Here is a 17,743-nt window from a genome sequence, read left to right as displayed (position 1 = left end):
TCAGCGCGGCGGTTCCGGGGGGCGCTGCCGCCCGGAACCCTCGCCCGCCCACGGCGGCCGCGTCTGCTGCGGCGGTCCGGAAAGGGTGTGCCCGGGGCCGGTCTGCCCCGAACCGGCCTGCCCGGAACCGGTGTGCCCGGGGCCGGCCGGTCCCGAACCGCGGGGCTGCGAGCCCGCAGCCCACGATCCGGCGTCGTGGCCCCGATCCCAGTCACGTTCCCGGTCCGCGCGCCGGCGCGCCCGGGAGCGGCGCGCGGCGTCCCAGGCCCACACCACGAGGGCGCCGACGCCGAGCAGCGCCACGAGCAGGGCGACGACGGGACCCAGGAAGGGCACGGCCCGCAGCAGCACGTAGATCAGCAGGCCGAGGGCCAGAGCGAGCACGCGCTTGCCGAAGCGCGCCGGAGCCCTGTCCCGCAGCAGGAGCCCGCCCGCGGTGCAGGCCACCACCACCGGGGCCAGCAGGGCCACGGTGAGCACCAGACCGAGGACCAGCACGAGGTCCAGGACCACGGCCGTGGTCACGACCGCGGCGGCCAGCCCGGCGAGGGTCAGCCAGCCCAGGGCGATGGCCAGCAGGATCGACACGACGAGCACGGCGAGGACGGCAACGGCCGTTCCCGCGATCGTCAGCGCACCCCATCCGAGGCTGAGCCAGGGCCGGGACCGGAGCGTACCAGCGGCCCCGGTCACGGCCCGGGGCAGCAGCCACAGGGCGAGCAGCCCGACCAGGAACAGGGTCACGAACAGGCGCAGCCCGGCGATCAGCAGCGCGAGCGGGCCGGCCGGACCGGCCGGCTCGTCCTCGACCACCACCTGCTCGTGCGTGACCTGGCCGGCGATCTCGGCCCCCGGGGTGATCGCGGCCTCCGTCCCGGACCGGTAGTACAGGTTCCCGTCGAGGCGGGCCGTGTCGGTCAGGGTCAGGCCTGGGTCGACCCGGGGCACGGCGACGCCGGTCGTGGGCGCCCACGCCGCCCCGATCTCGTCGGCGGAGCCCACGTCCGCCTGCACGTCCCCACCGATCGAGCCGGCCAGGGCGAGCGCGGCGGCCCCGGCCGTCACGTCGCCGTCGATCGTGCCGGCCAGGAGGGCCTGGTAGGCGCCGAGCAGGACGTCACCGCCGATCTCGGTGCCGGGGCGGGTCTCCAGGCTGTAACCCGCCGTGATCAGGTCGTCGGTCACCCGGGCCTGCTCGCCGAGGCGGAGCACCTGGCTCGCCACGCGGGCGTCGTCGCCCACGGTGCCCTCGATCACCACGGTCTGGGCCGCGGCCATCAGGTCCCCCTCGACCGTGCCGTTGATCGTGATCGTCCCGCCGGCCACCAGGAGGTCGCCGCGCACGGTGCCGTCGACCACCACACTGCCCCCGGTCACGTACAGGTCGTCGTCCACGACCTCGTCCTCCGCGACCACCACGTTCTCCTCGCCGCGGATCTCGGCCGCCCCGGCGGCGGAGGCGGTGAGCAGGGCACCGGCGAGCGCGAGGACCAGCAGTGTCAGCAGTGTCAGCGGTCGGAGCAGGAAGGGAACGGGCGAGGTGCGGGGCACCGGCAGGGACTCCATGCTCCCGAGTGCACGCCGGGCGCGCCGAGGGTGTCAAGGAACGGGCCAGTGTGACGGCGCTCCGCCTTGTACCCGCGCGTAGGTCAAGAGGTGGTCACGGTTGCGGATCGTTCCCGGTGGGAGCGGGAACCCGGTCCTAGCCTGAGGCTGTCGCGCGGCTGGCGCGCGGGAGGATCCGACCGGGGGTGGGTCATGACAGGACAGAGACTCGGAGCAGGCGTGTTCACGGCCGTCGTGGTGCTGGCGGGGCCGCTGCCGGCGGCGATCGCGCACGGGGACGGCGACGACCGACCGCCCGGGCCACGCGTGGTCGCGGACGGCCTGGACAACCCGCGCCAGCTCAACCGGGACCAGGACGGGAACCTGGTCGTGGCCGAGGCGGGCCGCGGCGGACCGGAGTGCGTCGACGCCCGGTGCAAGGGGCCGACCGCAGCGGTCACGCTGATCGAGGATCCCCACCGGGACGCGCCCACGGTGTCGTCCGCGGTCGAGGGGCTGCTCTCCGTGGCAGCGCCGGACGGGAACTTCGCGGAGGGGCCCGGCGGCGCGGACGCCACGGATGTGGAGGGACAGTACATCGTCGCGGGGTACGACCCGGCGGGATACGATCTCACAGTGTTCGAGGCGCGGGGCGGGTCGCTGCTCGCCGCGGGCACCGAGGAGAACGGGGAGGAGTACCTGGTCCCGTACGCCGACCTGCAGGCGGCCGAGGAGGAACTGAACCCGGACGGCGCGCAGGTCGACTCCAACCCGTACGCCGTCCTGTACGTGGACGAGGACGACGAGGTGTCACCGGACGGCTACGCGCTCGTGGCCGATGCCGGGGCCAACGCCGTCTGGAAGATCGAGCCGGACTTCTCCACCGCCACGGAGGACGCGCTGCCGGAGTACGAGATCACCGTGTTCGCCTCCTGGCCCACCACGGCGCTGCCCGACGGCTCGAACGACCCGGAGGGGCCGGTCGAGTTCGTGCCGACGTCCCTGGCCGCCGACCAGGACGGCAACGTCTACGTGGGTGGCCTGGGCGCCCTGCAGCCGGGGGAGGCCTCGGTGGTGCAGTTCTCCGCGGACGGCACCGAGCTGGACCGCTGGGACGGCTTCACCGGGATCACCGGCGTGGCCGTGGACCGCGGTCACCTGTACGTCTCGCAGCTGTTCGGGCCGACCCCCCCGCCCATGGGGGAGCCCTCGGCGGAGGGGGCCCCGGCGGAGGAGACACCGGCAGAGGAGGCGCCGGCGGAGGAGTCCCCGGCGGATGAGGCGTCGGCGGCCGCGGGCGAGTCCCCGGCGGATGAGGCGCCGCCGGCGTCGGGCGAGGTGCTGGGCCAGGTGGTGGTCCTGCACCGGCATGAGGAGGACGCAGCCCGGTACGCCATCGACGTCCCGCTGCCCGCCGGTCTGGCGACCGGTCGGCACGGCGAGGTCTACGCCTCGGTGAACAGCCTGGCCACGGCCGAGGGCATTGCAGCGGGACCGATGAACCTGTTCGGCGCAGCAGTCGGCGGCGGAGCGGTCTGGGAGCTGGACTTCTCGGACGCCTACCGCCTGGAGGCCGCGGAGGAGTAGCCCCGGCCACAGACCCGGTCGCCACGGAGCAGACCGCCGAAGGAGGAACGACGACGGCGGTGGCGCGGCGCAAGCCCCCCACCGCCGCCGTCTGGACTACAACACGTGACTGGTTGCACGGCAGGCCCCCGCAGTCTCACTCCGGTCGCGAGTTACGATCTCCCCGCAGGCTTACCGGCGGCAGGATGCGAGGGGTTCGTGGCGGAGTCGACCAGGTCTGATCCGAGGCACGACGTGGAGACCCAGGCGCCGTCAGCACCAGGGTTCCTTGCCTTCCTGGTGCGCATCCTGGAGCAACTGAGCCTCAGCGCCTGGTTTCCAGGAGCCTTGGTCAGCGCCTCCCTGGCCTTGTTGTGGACTTTTCGGGACCAGGGATCGGTGAACCTGCCTCGTGCGCTCTCCACTCTGACGGACAACACTGTCGCCGCTCTCTTGTTGACGATCCCGGTTCTCTTGCTGGCCACCTCGATCACGCAAGCCTTCTCCTACTCCGCCATTCGATTCCTGGAGGGCTATTGGTTCAGAAACGGAATCGTCGCCGTGGCGAGGTGTCGAATGATCAAGCGCCATGCGAGACGCAAGGCGGCAATCGAGCGACGCAAGAAGACCGCGGCCATGACTGCGTTGACGGCCGCGCGCAAGGACATGCTCGCTGCCGATGTGCCCCACAAGGTGCTCTATGTCTGGGAAAGAGAGGCCATGGGTCTGGCCAGTGAAGGCAGGCCCGACTTCGACGCGTGTGAGAGTGCGTTCTACGGGGCGGGTTGGCGTGCCTTCGCGTCGCCTTGGCATCTGTCGACCCTCGACAGCTGTCTTGCGGAGGAGAAATGGTATCCGGACATGAACCGGATACTCCCCACGCGTCTCGGCAACGTTCTGCGCGCCACGGAAGATGATCTCCACCCCGGGGCCGAAGGGCTCGAAGGGTTCGTTGCCGTGCGCCGGCCGTGCATGTCGTTGAACACTCGCATCCAGCACGACCAGTTCCGCACCCGGCTGGACATGTATTCCATCATGGTATTCGTCTGCGCATTTCTCGCCGCTGTGTCCCCGGTACTCCTGATCCCGGCAGACAACTACCTGCCAGCGGTCTTCATCGTCGTGGGCATCTTCGTCCTGCTCACGACCGCGAGCTATCGGGCGGCGATATTCAGCGCCCAGGGCTACTGCGCGGTCTTACGACAGATCGACACCATCACTCCGTAGACGGCTCGACGGTCATTGCCGTTCCATGATGAGGCGATGTTTCGGGCACGCGGGTGCCCGGCCCTCTGAGGCAACGACCAAGTGGCACCCGGGGATCCTGCATACGTAATGGTGCACCTGAGGTGTTGAGTTGCCGGGAACCCTGTCATCGACCATGGTGACAATGTCCCCGGTATGCAGATGCAAATCAATGCTGGCGGCTTGATCGACCGCAGATGACATGCATTTTGAGTCAGCTGACTGTCAGGAAGAACCCTTCCGCAATGCTCAGGCGGCGCCTCGCCCGGTCCGGCGGGCCGCCCGAGCGGAGGGCGCCCGTCACCGGGGCAGGGCCACCCCGGCGCAGCGGACGCGCAGCGCGGCGGCGTCCACGACCGCGTCGAAGCCGGCGAGCATGCGCGCCGCGGCGGCCGGCGCGCACCCGTAGCGGTCGTGGACCGTGGGCAGGACCGCCAGGTGCGCCACGAAGCAGGCGAGGTCGTCCACCCGGTGGCCGGGGCCCACGGTGTCGACGTCCAGCAGCCCCGTGACCGGGCCGAAGGGGCCGTCCGCTCCCGGTTGCACGAGCAGGTTGGCCTCGTAGAGGTCCCCGTGCACGGGCACCGCCGGGCCGGGGGCCGTCTCCCGGCGGGCCTCGTCGATCGCGGCGGCGATGCGTTCGATCCGTTCGCGCTCCTCCGGCAGGGCCACCGCGGCCGCGTGGCCGTAGTCCAGGACCCGCTCCGTCCAGGAAACGCGGGCGGGCAGGTCGAGCGCGGCGGCGGGCAGGGCGTCGAGCAGCGCGAGCACGTGCTCGGGGCGCAGCGCGGCGGCGCCGTCCTCCCTCACGGACACGGCCAGCGGGGTGCCCGGCAACTGCCGGAGCACCACGACGTCCTGCACCGGGTCGCCGCAGGGTACCGGCACGGGCAGCCCGGCTTCGAGCAGCATCCGGTGCCGGGCGTGCAGGGCCGCGGCCCGGCCCTGCCGCTGCACCTTGAGATAGTGCACCTGCGACTCGTGGACCGCCCGCAGCACCGCCCGCCGGGTGGGCCGGTAGGAGACCTCGGCGAGCTCCGCGGGCACGGCGGAGGAGAAGACCGGCCGGGGCCAGGGCGACCTCCAGGACGGGTCCCATGCCGGGGCCGCTGAGCACGGCCACGGCACGGAACTCCAGGTGGTTCGCGGGCGGTCTCGCGCCGCCGGGCGGTCCGTGGCCGCTCAGGGGACGATCCAGCCGTCCTCCACCGTGAAGGTGATGGTGGTGGCTGTCAGCGGACCCGGCTGGTCACTCGTGGTGGCCTGGAGCGCGTAGTGACCGTCCGACAGGCCGTGCACCACGGTCACCGGCAGGTGGTCGGTGTTGAGCCGGACCGGGATGCCGTCCCGGGCCAGCGCCCAGTGGACCTCCTGGACCGTCTCCGCCGGCACGACGATCCGCACGCCGGCGCGGCCGGCCTGCCACAGCGCGACCTCCTGGCCTCGAGGGTAGGAGGGCGTGCTGACCCCGATGAGCCGGCCGTCCTCGACGACCGCCGCGGCCTGGCCGATGCCCAGGATGGCGAGGCGGCTGTAGTCGGTGTCCATGTACCGGATCTCGTACGTGCCGTCCCCCGCGAGCGGGATCAGGGCCCGGTTCCCGTCGGTGACAGCCATGGCGCTCCCGCCTCCCGGCAGACCGTGGCTGACTTCCTGCCTGGAGGCATCGCTCAGAGCCGCCGGGTGGGTCACCACGAGCGACCCGTCGGCCGCCTGGGTGACCTCCAGCGGCAGATCCACGGCTTCGACGACCTGCACGCCCTGTCCGTGTTCCTGCACGGGGGCGGCGGGCGCGGGACGGGGGACGGGTTGCGCGGGATGCGGAGCGGCCGCGGTGGCCGGGCCGCCCGTGAACGTGGCGACGAGCGCCGCGGAACTCAGGGCGCACAGTGCGGAACGGGTACGGCGGGTCATGAGAACCTCCTGATCAGGCCCGGTTTCGTGGGCCGTCCGGTGCTGGCCCTTCCACGCTAGGCACAGGGTTTGCGGAGGTGACCTAACGTTTGCATCACGAAGCAGTCCGCCGGTCCCCGGACGGAGTGCTCAGACCAGATCCTCCGACAGCTCGAGCCAGCGCAGCTCGAGCTCCTCGATCTGGTCCTGGACCGCGGTCAGCCGGGCGGTGATCTCGCCGAGGCCGGTGTAGTCGGACTGGTCGTGTGCGGCCATCTCTGCGTGCAGCGTGTCGACCTGGGTGGACAGCTTCTCCAGCTTCCGCTCGATCGAGCCCACCTCCTTCTGCGCGGCACGGGCCTGCGCACCGGAGAGCTTCGGCCCGCCGTCCGGCGTCGTCCCGTTCGGCGACGGCGCCCCCGTCGCCGCCAGCGGGTTCGAGGCGTTCGCGGAGCCGGCGGCGGTGCCGGTGCGGGACTGGGAGGCGAGCTCCAGGTACTGCTCCACGCCCCGGGGCAGGTGCCGGAAGCGGCCGTCGATCACGGCGTACTGCTGGTCGGTGACCCGCTCCAGGAGATAGCGGTCGTGCGAGACCACCAGGAGGGTGCCCGGCCAGGTGTCGAGCAGGTCCTCCATGGCGGTGAGCATGTCGGTGTCGAGATCGTTGGAGGGCTCGTCGAGGATCAGCACGTTCGGCTCGTCGAGCAGGATCATCAGCAGCTGCAGCCGCCGCTTCTGCCCGCCGGACAGATCCTTGACCGGGGTGGCGAGCTGCTCGTTGGTGAAGCCGAGCCGCTCCAGCAGCTGGCCCGGCGTCATCTCCTTGCCGTCGGCCAGGTAGGTGGTGCGCTTCGAGGCGACCACGTCCGAGACCCGGTCCTCGGCCACGTCCTCGAGCTCGGACAGCTGCTGGGTCAGGGTCGCGATCTTCACGGTCTTCCCGCGCTTGACCCGGCCGCTCGTGGGCTGGACCTCCCCGGTGACCAGGCCCAGCAGCGTGGACTTGCCCGCGCCGTTGACGCCCAGGATGCCGGTGCGCTCACCGGGGGCGATCAGCCACGTCACGTCCCGGAGCACCTCCCGCGGCCCGTTCTCCTCGGTGGGGTAGGAGACGGAGACCTTCTCCAGGTCGACCACGTCCTTGCCCAGGCGGGAGACCGCCAGCTGGGACAGGGCCACGGTGTCGCGCGGCGGCGGGACGTCGTCGATCAGCTGGTTCGCGGCCTCGATCCGGAACTTGGGCTTGGCCGTGCGGGCGGGCGCGCCGCGGCGCAGCCACGCCAGCTCCTTCTTCATGAGGTTCTGCCGCTTCGACTCCACGGTGGCGGCCTGCCGGTCCCGCTCCACGCGCTGCAGGACGTACGCCGCGTAGCCGCCCTCGAAGGGCTCCACCGTCCGGTCGTGCACCTCCCACGTGTCGGTGCACACGGCGTCCAGGAACCACCGGTCGTGGGTGACCACGGCCAGGCCGCCCTGGTTCCTCGGCCAGCGGTTGTTGAGGTGGCGGGCCAGCCACGTGATGCCGTCCACGTCCAGGTGGTTGGTGGGCTCGTCGAGGAAGATCACGTCCCAGTCCCCGGCCAGCAGCGCGGCGAGCGCCACGCGGCGCATCTGGCCGCCCGAGAGCTCCCCGAGCTTCGCCTCCCAGTCGAGGTCCTTGACCAGTCCTCCGAGCACGTCCCGCACCTTCGCGTCCCCGGCCCACTCGTGCTCCTCGCGGTCGCCGACGACGGCGTGCCCCACGGTCAGCTCCGGCTCCAGCGCGTCGGCCTGGTCGAGCATGCCGACGCGCACGCCCGAGCGCACGGTCACGCGGCCCCCGTCCGGCCGGAGCCGTCCGGCGAGCAGCTTCATCAGCGTGGACTTGCCGTCGCCGTTGCGGCCCACGATGCCGATCCGGTCGCCCTCGTCGATGCCGAGACTGACGGCGTCGAAGACCGTCTTGGTGGGGAATTCCAGGTGCAGGTTCTCGCCGCCGAGTAGATGTGCCACCCGTCAAGGGTACTCGTGTGCCCACCCGCGCTCGGCCGTTGCGCCGAGTGCCCACCCTCCCGCGCCGTGGTGCGCCGAGTCCCCACCCTCCCGAGGCCTTATGCGCTGCCTCCCCAACCTGCTCGCCGTTCCCCACGCTGAACCATGGGGAAATGCGACGGAACTGGGGCCTCGGCGCAAGTGGCCGAGCCGCAGAGCGGAGGCCAGTCACTATCCGGCGATGCATCCCCGGGTGTAGCCGGTTCCTCATGCTGGGGATGGACGCGCCGCGAGTACATGTCTCCGCATGCTGTAGGTGGCGTCATCAGGCGCAGCAGGGGAAATCCAGCAATAGCGGAGGCACCATCATGGAAACAACACAGAAGTCCAATGCATCGACCACGTGTCCCGACGGCGAGGGAGGCCGGACATCACCGCGCAAGCGGCTCGCCGGAGTCCTGGCCGCCGGTGTCCTGGCCGGATCCACGCTCTTCGTGGGATTCGCGCCGGCCCAGGCCGTGAGCACCGGCGTGGCGGTGGATAACGGGGTCTTGAAGATCGCGGCCAGCCCCGGGAAGAACAACAACATCACCGTGACTCCCTACGTCCAGGGCGGCAAGGCCTACTACAGGGTCACGGACACTGGCGACTCCGTGGTCGCCGGCAACCAGTGCGCCAAGTTGAGCAACAGCGCCATCAGGTGTGCTGCGGCGGGCGTGGGATCCGTCCAAGTCGACTCCGGAAGTGGCAACGACACCGTGAGACTGACGTCCGTGACACGGCCCTCGCAGGTGAAGACCGGGTCCGGGAACGACGTGGTCTACGGAGGAACCAACAGGGACGTCGTGTCCGGAGAGGCCGGCAACGACACCCTGCACGGTCAGGGGGGCGACGACCGTCTGGATGGCGGGCCGGGCAACGACTACCTGCTCGGTGGTACGGGGAACGATGTCCTCGTGGGTCAGGACGGCAACGACCACCTGTACGGCGGATCCGGCAACGACTATCTGATGGGTGGTCTCGCCGACGACGTTCTCCTCGGCCAGGACGGCGACGACACCGTGTGGGGTCAAGACGGCAACGACACCCTCTACGGCGGTGCCGGCGACGACACCCTGTACGGCAACGCCGGAAACGACAAGCTCCACGGGCAGGCGGGGAAGGACAAGCACTACGGTGGCACCGGCAACGACACCCTGAACGGTGTGGACGCTGTGGCCTTCAACGACTACCTGAACGGCGAGCAGGGCTTCGACAAGTGCGAGGCCGACGGCGGTGACACCGTGCTCAATTGCGATGTGGTCAAGCGGATCAAGGCTCCCTCATCAGCGGCGTGACCCCTGCAGCGCAGCGGTGGCGGTGGTGCTCGCGCACCCGTGATGCACTGCCGCCACCGGCAGCACATCCGCCGAGCCCCCAGTCCTGGCCCAGTTCCCCATGAGCATTCCTGGGGAACTGGGCCAGGACTAGGGGCTCGGCGCGTATGGGGCGGGCGACATCCGGGGGATCGGCGGCGTGGGGCCCGCAATGTGGGGGCTCGGCGGGGTGAGGGCGGATGTGCGGACAGAAATTCCTCAGCGGCGGATCAAGCTCGGGTGAGAGCATAGGGGTCATGGAGCAGAACCCGACGGAGCGATCCTCCTCGACCGCGCGCACGCGTCCCCTGGGCACCAGGCTGGACGGGATCACGGACCTGGAGACCGCCGTCCGTGCCGTGACGGAGCACCCCGGACCCGTGGAGATCCCGGCGGGCCCCGGCCAGCTGGTCGGGCGTCACCTCGGCTCGGTGCCGCAGCGGCAGGTCGGGGAGGCCCTGCGCGGAGCGGGCGCCGACCCCCTGATGCTCCGGGCGGACATCTCGATCGACCAGGACATCCCGGACGAGGGCGTCATCGCGGTCCTCGACGACCACCTGTCCCTGGCCGCCGGTGTGGGCGCCGAGTACCTCGTGGTGCCCCGGGCGGGCATGGGCGGGCGGGGCCGCAGCGAGGACCGGATCTTCTCGATGCTCGCCGCGCTCGCCGAGGCCGCCTCGGCCCACCGGGTGCACCTGCTGCTCGAGACGGAGGGCGCCACCGCGGACGAGGTGGAGCTGGTCCAGTACCTGGAGCGTGCCCGGGAGGCGGGGAACCTGGACATGGATTCGCACTACCTGGCGTCCGTGGCCTGGAACGTGGCCGCGTCCTCCGAGGCGGGGGAGGGGCCGGCCGCCGCGTTCGAGCGCATGCGGCCGCTGCTGGACCGCGCGCCCCTGGTCGTCTCCGGGGTGGACGAGGACACGGTCGAGGACCTGTTCGCCGCCGTCCCGGAGCTGCGGGAGGCCGCCGCCACGGGCCGGATCATCGTGATCCTGGGGCGCCCCGGAGCGGCCGGGGCCTGACGCCCGAGTGGTAGGGTGACTGCCTGTGCACTGCGTGCACCACTGCCGTTCCACGGCGGTGCTCCGCCTTGGTGTAATCGGCAGCACCCCGGCCTTTGGAGCCGTGGAGTCTAGGTTCGAGTCCTAGAGGCGGAACGTCCGCACCCCGCCGGAAAGCCCGGAAGCTCGAGAGTCCCCGAGCTGAAGAGCGCACGAACCAGTGAGACGGAACAGGGCCGGAGCCGGTGAGCCCACCGGCTCCTCTCTCAGATCGACGACCGAGGAGCTGCATCCCGCCGTGAGCACCCCCCAGACCCCTGCGCACCGTCCGGGGGCGGCCGTCGGGCCCGCCGCCGTCATCGTCCTGGCCGCCGGCAAGGGCACGCGCATGAAGTCCAAGACCCCCAAGATCCTGCACCGGATCGGGGGTCGTTCCATGGTCGGGCACTGCCTGGTGGCCGCCCGGAGCCTGCACCCGCAGCGGCTGGCCGCCGTGGTGCGCTTCGAGCGGGACCTCGTGGCCCCGCACGTCCTCGAGCAGGACCCGGAGGCGCTCGTCGTGGACCAGGACGAGGTCCCCGGCACGGGCCGCGCGGTCCAGTCGGCCGTGGAGGCGCTCGACGCCCAGGAGCGGCTGGCCGGCACCGTGGTGGTCACCTACGGCGACGTCCCCCTGCTGACCCCGGAGGTCCTCCGGATGCTGGTCGCCCACCACGAGGAGCGCGGCAACGCCGTGACCGTGCTCACCGCGGACCACGAGCAGCCCGGCGGCTACGGCCGGATCCTGCGGGACGCCGACGGCTCGTTCCGCGAGATCAAGGAGGCCAAGGACGCCACCGAGGCCGAGCTCGCGGTCGCCGAGATCAACTCCGGGATCTTCGCCTTCGACGCCGACGTGCTGCGGGACAGCCTCGCGAAGGTCACCTCGGACAACGCGCAGGGCGAGATGTACCTGACCGACGTCCCGCTGCTGGCCCGCGAGGCCGGCCACGCGGTGGACGCGTTGAAGATCGAGGACCGCTGGGAGGTCGAGGGCGCCAACGACCGCGTGCAGCTCGCCCAGCTCGGCGCCCACCTCAACCGCCGGATCCTCGAGGCGCACATGCGCAACGGCGTGACGATCGTGGACCCCGCCAGCACCTGGATCGACGTGCAGGTGAGGATCGCCGCGGACGCCACGATCCTGCCGGGGACCCAGCTGCACGGGGGCACCCGGGTGGGCGAGGACGCCGTCGTCGGCCCGGACGCCACCCTCACGGACGTGGAGGTCGGCCCGGGCGCCCACGTGGTGCGCACGCACGGCTCCGGCTCCGTGATCGGACCCCGCGCGAGCGTGGGCCCCTTCGCCTATCTGCGCCCCGGCACGGTGCTCGCGGACGAGGGCAAGATCGGCACGTTCGTGGAGACCAAGAACTCCCGGATCGGCACCGGTTCGAAGGTCCCGCACCTGTCCTACGTGGGGGACGCCACCATCGGCGAGCACTCCAACATCGGCGCGGCCTCCGTCTTCGTCAACTACGACGGCGTGCGCAAGCACCGCACCGTGATCGGCGACCACGTCCGGATGGGCTCCGACAACATGTACGTGGCACCCGTGCAGGTCGGCGACGGCGCCTACTCCGGCGCGGGCACCACGATCCGCAAGGACGTGCCGCCGGGGGCCCTGGCCCTGACCGAGGGCGCGCAGCGGGTCGTCGAGAACTGGGTCGTGGAGCACCGCCCCGGCACCGCCGCGGCCGAGGCCGCGTCCCGCGCCCTGGGCAACGGCGCCGCCACGAAGGCAGCCGGGACCACCGAGCACTCCAGCGCAGGCACGGCCGCGGGCACCACGGCGCGGGGCACGGCCGGGGACACCACTGAGGAAAGCGAGTAACAATGACCGCAATCACCAACGCAGGTGCCAAGCAGCTGGTCCTGGTCTCGGGGCGGGCCCACCCGGAGCTGGCCGAGCGCATCGCCTCGGAGCTGGGCACGGAGCTGATCCCGACCGACGCCTACGACTTCGCCAACGGCGAGACCTACGTGCGGTTCGGGGAGTCGGTGCGCGGCACCGACGCCTTCCTCATCCAGTCCCACCCGGCCCCGATCAACCAGTGGATCATGGAGCAGCTGCTCATGATCGACTCCCTCAAGCGGGCGTCTGCGAAGTCGATCACCGTGGTGTCCCCGTTCTACCCCTACGCCCGGCAGGACAAGAAGCACCGCGGCCGCGAGCCCATCTCGGCCCGCCTCATCTCGGACCTGTACAAGACCGCCGGCGCCGACCGGCTGATGTCCGTGGACTTGCACACCGCGCAGATCCAGGGCTTCTTCGACGGCCCGGTGGACCACCTGATGGCCATCCCGCTGCTGGCGGAGCACGTGCGCTCCGTCGTCGACGTCGAGAACGTCACCGTGGTCTCCCCGGACACCGGGCGCGTGCGCGTGGCGGAGCAGTGGACCGAGCTGCTGGGCGGCTGCCCGCTCGCCTTCGTGCACAAGACCCGCGACATCACCAGGCCCAACCAGGCCATGTCGAAGGAGGTCGTGGGGCAGATCGAGGGCCGCACCTGTGTGCTGATCGACGACATGATCGACACGGGCGGGACGATCTCCGGCGCCGTGCAGGTGCTGCGCGAGCGGGGCGCCAAGGACGTCATCATCGCCGCGACCCACGCCGTGTTCTCCGACCCCGCCGTGGAGCGGCTGTCCACGTCCGGCGCCATCGAGGTGGTCGTCACGGACACCCTGCCCGTGCCCCCGGAGCACCAGTTCGAGAACCTCACGGTCCTCTCGATCGCCCCGCTCATCGCCCGCGCCATCCAGGAGGTCTTCGAGGACGGCTCCGTGACCAGCCTGTTCGACGGCAGGTCCTGACCTGGCCCCGGAAACGGTCGACGACGACGAACCCCCTCACAGCACGCTGTGAGGGGGTTCGTCCATTTTCAGGCCTACCCGGTACCGGGTGCAGCTGGTGACTCAGCATTTGGTGACTCAGCGGAAAGCGTCCGGCAGACAGGCGCTGTTGCATGGACCGGTTCCGGGGGAGCGGTCGTTTCGCCGAGGGCGGACAGGTCCAGCACGCTGTTGGTGCGCTCGGGCTTGTACCAGCCGATCATCTTGCCCTTCAGCGCCTGAATGAGGGAGGCATAAAGCAGGTAGGCGCGCAGGGGTTCGTAGATGATCCGGTAGACCGGCACGATCAGCAGGTGGGTCCAGGACTCCTTGACCATCCGGACAGCGATCACACAGATCACGGCGTGAATGACCAAGACGAAGCCGGCGAAGGCGGCGATGGCCTGCCAGTTGCCGGCGGCGAGGTTGAGGACGGCCATTAGCACGGTCAGGGGCAGGAACAGCAGCGGGATGACGGTGGCCAACATGGTGTAGGGCAGGGCGATCATGCCCAGGGCGCCGTAGCGGGGACGGAAGAGCATTCCGGCGTGCTTCCACAGGGCCTGGAGGTTGCCGTAGGTCCAGCGCAGGCGTTGTTTGGCCAGGCCCTTGACCGTCATGGGGGCTTCGGTCCAGGCCACCGCCTGGTTCTCCTGGACCACCGCGTACCCGAGTTTCTGCAGGGTCATGGTGAGGTCGGCGTCCTCGGCGAGGGTGTCGTGGGAGTAGCCGCCGGCGGCTTGGAGGGCGTCCTTGCGCCAGGCCGCACACGCCCCGGGGACGATGGAAATCGCCCCGGCGACGGATTCGGCCATGCGGGTGACGCAGATCCCGGAGATGTATTCCAGGGACTGCCACATGGTGAGGATCCCGGTGCGGTTGCCGACCTTCACGTGCCCGGCCACGGCCCCGACGGGGCGTTTGCCGGTGGGGTCGTAGAAGTGGCGGGCGAACATCCGCACGGTCTGGGGTTCGAAGAGGGTGTCTCCGTCGAGGGTGACGATGATCTCCCCGCGGGCGGTCATGATGCCGTGGTTGGAGGCGATGGACTTGCCGGCGTTGGGTTGGGTGAGCACCCGCAGGGTCGGCCACCGGGTGGCGTAGTTACGCAGGATGGCCAAGGTGTTGTCGGTGGAGCCGTCGTCGACGGCGATGACCTCGAGGTTGGGGTAGTCGCTGGCGGCCAGGGCGGAGAGGGTGCGTTCGACCACGGGTTCTTCGTTGTAGACGGGCAGGATCACCGAGACCAGGGGCAGGTCGGTCTCGGGGATCTCCCGCCAGACCCGACGCTTCTGCCGGCGAACCCCGATCAGGGCCAACACCACGTACAGGGCCGACATCAGGGTCAGGGACCCGATGCCGAACCAGAACAACCACGTCATGATGACGCCCGGAGCCACAGTTGCCCCCGCGATGGCGACGGCAGTGGCGTCATCGGCCATTACTGGCTCAGTATCGGCCACGGGGCGATACTCCTCCGGGAGGATCGGTTCCATGGTGGAGAAGGTGTAACCCTCCGCCTTGGCCTCGGCGATCAACTCCCGCAGGGCCTCCAGCGTGGCGGTGCGATCCCCGCCACCGTCGTGCATGAGCACGATGTGCCCCTTGCCGTCGAGTCGCGGGACCGGGACCTCCTCGCCGGGCTCATAACTCCAGTCCCGGGTGTCGAGGTCGAAGTCCACGTGCAGGTACCCCAGTTGCTGGGACTCGAAAATGGGCAGGGACTTGTTGTCCGGGTCACCCGTGGGCAGACGGAACAAGTGGGATCCGTAGCCGGCCACGGAGCGCATGGCACGATCGGTGCCGATGAGTTCTTGCCGATTGCGGAGGTCTTCGGTCCATACCGTGGTGTGGGTCATGGTGTGGTTGCCGACCATGTGCCCCTCCCGGATCACGCGCTGGAAGACCTCGGGGTTCTCGACCACGTTGGTCCCGATGCTGAAGAACGTGGCCGGCACGCCCTCGTCGGCGAGGACGTCGAGGACCTGCGGGGTGAACTCGGCGTCGGGCCCGTCATCGAAGGTGATGAACAGCTGCCGGTCGGTGAGGTGACCAAAGCGTTCCATGACGTACGGGCTGTCGCCGATGACATCCTTCTCGTCCTCGTTGACCGTGCGAAAGACCTCGTCGCTGAACGGATCCGTAAGCACGGTCTCCCCGTCGACCTCTTCGACCAAGCTGATGCGCGAGTACGGGTTGGTGGAATTGCCCAGCAGCGGAATGTTTTCGGGGTCACCGGTCGCCAGCAGCTCGCGGGGATACCCCGAGTCCTGGTTCAGGGGCACGTCCCAGGTCTGAGCCATGGCTTGTGGAAGGATCCAGGACACCAAACCGGCCACGGCCACGAGCAGCACCAACAGGGTCGCCAGGATCCGGGACCACCGCTTGCCGGTCGGATCGAAAAACACCGGCGGGGCTACAGTGCTGCCCGTCCGTTCGGCGCGTCGACGACGCGGATGCTGTCGGTCCCCCACTGGATCGGCCATAAAACGTTCATTCCCCCTGGACATCGATCCGTCCCTCTGACAGATCAGTCGTCTCGTCCCCCCGGACGAACCGACAAGCCAAGGGTGGCAGTTGCACTGTGCTATTGCATAAGTTCACATGCATACAAAAGGTCGACAGTAAAAACCTTCGTACATATATGTACGGATGTGAATCCGAGCATCTAGGCGGTGTCACGAGTACGGAACGGTAGATAATGTCCGTGAACAACCATGGTTAGGGGGACATATCATTGGGTTCTTGTCCCCACATTTGTGGGTCTTCCAATTGCTAGTGCTACGGCTGTATGACGATGATGCGGTGCGTTGCGCTACGTCGACGAGGGCTGGGTCACTCAATGCCCGCTGAGCGGGTCCGTCCGATGCTGCGCGCAAAGCGCCTCGACGGCTGATGGTCGCGCCGGTGCCGAGGAGAGAATAGTGCGGCCTCCGCGTCACGCATACCGTCCACCAGGGTCTCGTTGGGCATAACGCCAAGGGTGGCTGTCTTGGAAGTTTCCTCGATTCAGCCTCTATCATTCCCAGGGGGCGGCCACGGCCCATGTGATCGGCACGTCGGATGGGGGACAAGTCATGGGTCGGTCCGGGACGCGAGTACGGCGACACCGTCGTGCGCGGCTGGTGATACCCACGGTGCTGTGCACCGCGTTGCTCGCGGCGTGCGGGGAACCCGCTCCGACCCGCAATACTCCTTGGTTCGGCGGATACGTGAACACCACGGCCTATCCCTATTTCGACTTCGGCTCGAGTGCCGAGCTCCGTCGCCCCATTCTGGGGTTCGTGGTGGCGGATCCGGAGGAGCCGTGCACACCGTCCTGGGGCGGATACTTCACGCTCCAGGAGGCCGCCACCGAACTGAGGCTCGACCAGCAGATCACGCAGCTGCGCAACAGCGGTCAGGACGTGGTGGTGTCCTTCGGCGGTGCGGCCGAGGATGAGCTGTCCACTGCTTGCGAGGATTCCGCGGCCTTGTACGACGCCTACCGGACAGTGATCGACCGCTACGAACTCGACACCGTGGACTTTGACGTTGAGATGGACGATCTCGGTGACCGCGAGGCCAACCAGCGACGGGCAGAGGCCGTCCTCCGGTTGCAGGAGGATCGTCCGAAGAACGACCCATTGCGGGTCTGGGCGACTCTTCCCGTGGGCCCGCAGGGGCTGGATGAGGACTCCCAGGACGTAGTGGCCCAACTCTTGAACGGGGGGGTGGAACTAGCGGGGGTGAATCTGATGATCATGAACTTCGGGGAGAACGCCTCCGGCCGGGGTCAGATGGTTGAGACATCCGTGACGGCGGCACGGTCGGCCCAGTCGCAGATTAAGGAGCTCTATGCGCACGCGGGGCAGGAGCTGTCCGACGACCTGGTGTGGAACCGGATGGGCTTGACCCCGATGATCGGCCAGAACGACATCCGCGAGAATGTCGTCGACCAAAGCGCCGCTGAAGAACTGAACCGTTTCGCCCGGGAACAGGGTGTGGGGCGTCTCTCCTTCTGGTCCCTCAACCGAGACCGGTCCTGTGGCTCCGAGCAGCGAGATCTGCGGGAGGCGACCGACCTGTGTAGTGGCATTCAGCAGCAACCCGGTGACTTCACCGAGGTTCTGAGCCAAGGCTTCGAGGAATGATCCACCCTGTTACGCAGGTGTCAGGCAGGCCGAGACCCACCCGGTCCCGGGCGTAGATGGGACTGCCGCACGATTAGGTGACATCCTGACCTGACCTACAGCCTGGTTTCCAGTCATGGTGGCTAGCTTCCAGCGGTGGTGAGTGCCTGTGGCGTTC

At 69.6% G+C, this 17,743-nt stretch carries 12 protein-coding genes and 1 tRNA gene; 8 read left to right on the top strand and 5 right to left on the bottom strand.

Translation table 11 applies throughout. From position 1 onward, the window contains the following. Complete coding sequence (locus ACFYE1_RS15020; RefSeq protein ID WP_387744524.1) at nt 1-1,551, bottom strand: bactofilin family protein; 1,551 nt, start codon at nt 1,549-1,551, stop codon at nt 1-3. Between the two features lie 207 nt (nt 1,552-1,758). On the opposite strand from ACFYE1_RS15020, the gene ACFYE1_RS15015 reads away from it, so the two are divergent. Next, nucleotides 1,759-3,132, top strand: a complete 1,374-nt coding sequence (locus ACFYE1_RS15015; RefSeq protein ID WP_387744522.1) for a ScyD/ScyE family protein — start codon at nt 1,759-1,761, stop codon at nt 3,130-3,132. Nucleotides 3,133-3,366: 234 nt separating this feature from the next. Continuing rightward, nucleotides 3,367-4,338, top strand: coding sequence for a hypothetical protein (locus tag ACFYE1_RS15010; protein WP_387744519.1), 972 nt, complete (start codon nt 3,367-3,369; stop codon nt 4,336-4,338). Nucleotides 4,339-4,656: 318 nt separating this feature from the next. Here the strand turns inward: ACFYE1_RS15010 and ACFYE1_RS15005 are convergent, their stop codons facing one another. From ACFYE1_RS15005 to ACFYE1_RS14995, 3 genes are all read right to left on the bottom strand, one after another. After that, on the bottom strand, nt 4,657-5,484 hold the full coding sequence (locus ACFYE1_RS15005; RefSeq protein ID WP_387744516.1) for a phosphotransferase: 828 nt from the start codon (nt 5,482-5,484) through the stop codon (nt 4,657-4,659). A gap of 54 nt (nt 5,485-5,538) precedes the next feature. Beyond that, nucleotides 5,539-6,270 (bottom strand): hypothetical protein, encoded by a 732-nt coding sequence (locus ACFYE1_RS15000; protein ID WP_387744513.1) that lies wholly within the window; start codon nt 6,268-6,270, stop codon nt 5,539-5,541. A gap of 129 nt (nt 6,271-6,399) precedes the next feature. Continuing rightward, entirely contained in the window at nt 6,400-8,241 is a 1,842-nt protein-coding gene (locus tag ACFYE1_RS14995) for an ABC-F family ATP-binding cassette domain-containing protein (RefSeq protein ID WP_387744510.1), read from the bottom strand. Nucleotides 8,242-8,489: 248 nt separating this feature from the next. On the opposite strand from ACFYE1_RS14995, the gene ACFYE1_RS14990 reads away from it, so the two are divergent. The 5 genes from ACFYE1_RS14990 (at nt 8,490) to ACFYE1_RS14970 (ending at nt 13,435) form a co-directional block, all read left to right on the top strand. Continuing rightward, a complete protein-coding gene (locus ACFYE1_RS14990) occupies nt 8,490-9,557 on the top strand; it encodes a calcium-binding protein (protein WP_387744507.1) in 1,068 nt (355 codons plus the stop codon). Nucleotides 9,558-9,832: 275 nt separating this feature from the next. After that, a complete protein-coding gene (locus ACFYE1_RS14985) occupies nt 9,833-10,600 on the top strand; it encodes a hypothetical protein (RefSeq protein ID WP_387744504.1) in 768 nt (255 codons plus the stop codon). Between the two features lie 62 nt (nt 10,601-10,662). After that, nucleotides 10,663-10,735 (top strand) — tRNA-Gln (locus tag ACFYE1_RS14980). A 142-nt stretch (nt 10,736-10,877) separates the two neighbouring features. Next, nucleotides 10,878-12,452, top strand: coding sequence for a bifunctional UDP-N-acetylglucosamine diphosphorylase/glucosamine-1-phosphate N-acetyltransferase GlmU (glmU, locus tag ACFYE1_RS14975; protein WP_387744501.1), 1,575 nt, complete (start codon nt 10,878-10,880; stop codon nt 12,450-12,452). A 2-nt stretch (nt 12,453-12,454) separates the two neighbouring features. Then, the gene (locus ACFYE1_RS14970; protein ID WP_387744498.1) at nt 12,455-13,435 is read left to right on the top strand and encodes a ribose-phosphate diphosphokinase; all 981 of its coding nucleotides are present in this window, start codon (nt 12,455-12,457) and stop codon (nt 13,433-13,435) included. 74 nt (nt 13,436-13,509) lie between these two features. Here the strand turns inward: ACFYE1_RS14970 and ACFYE1_RS14965 are convergent, their stop codons facing one another. Further along, the gene (locus ACFYE1_RS14965; protein WP_387744495.1) at nt 13,510-15,861 is read right to left on the bottom strand and encodes a bifunctional polysaccharide deacetylase/glycosyltransferase family 2 protein; all 2,352 of its coding nucleotides are present in this window, start codon (nt 15,859-15,861) and stop codon (nt 13,510-13,512) included. An 804-nt stretch (nt 15,862-16,665) separates the two neighbouring features. On the opposite strand from ACFYE1_RS14965, the gene ACFYE1_RS14960 reads away from it, so the two are divergent. Beyond that, nucleotides 16,666-17,586: a chitinase gene (locus tag ACFYE1_RS14960; RefSeq protein ID WP_387744491.1), complete on the top strand. Its 921-nt coding sequence runs from the start codon at nt 16,666-16,668 to the stop codon at nt 17,584-17,586. Nucleotides 17,587-17,743: the final 157 nt, after the last annotated feature.

It is taken from the genome of Kocuria nitroreducens, assembly GCF_042879195.1.
Lineage (GTDB): Bacteria > Actinomycetota > Actinomycetes > Actinomycetales > Micrococcaceae > Kocuria > Kocuria nitroreducens.
This window is presented reverse-complemented; position numbering and strand designations above follow the sequence as displayed.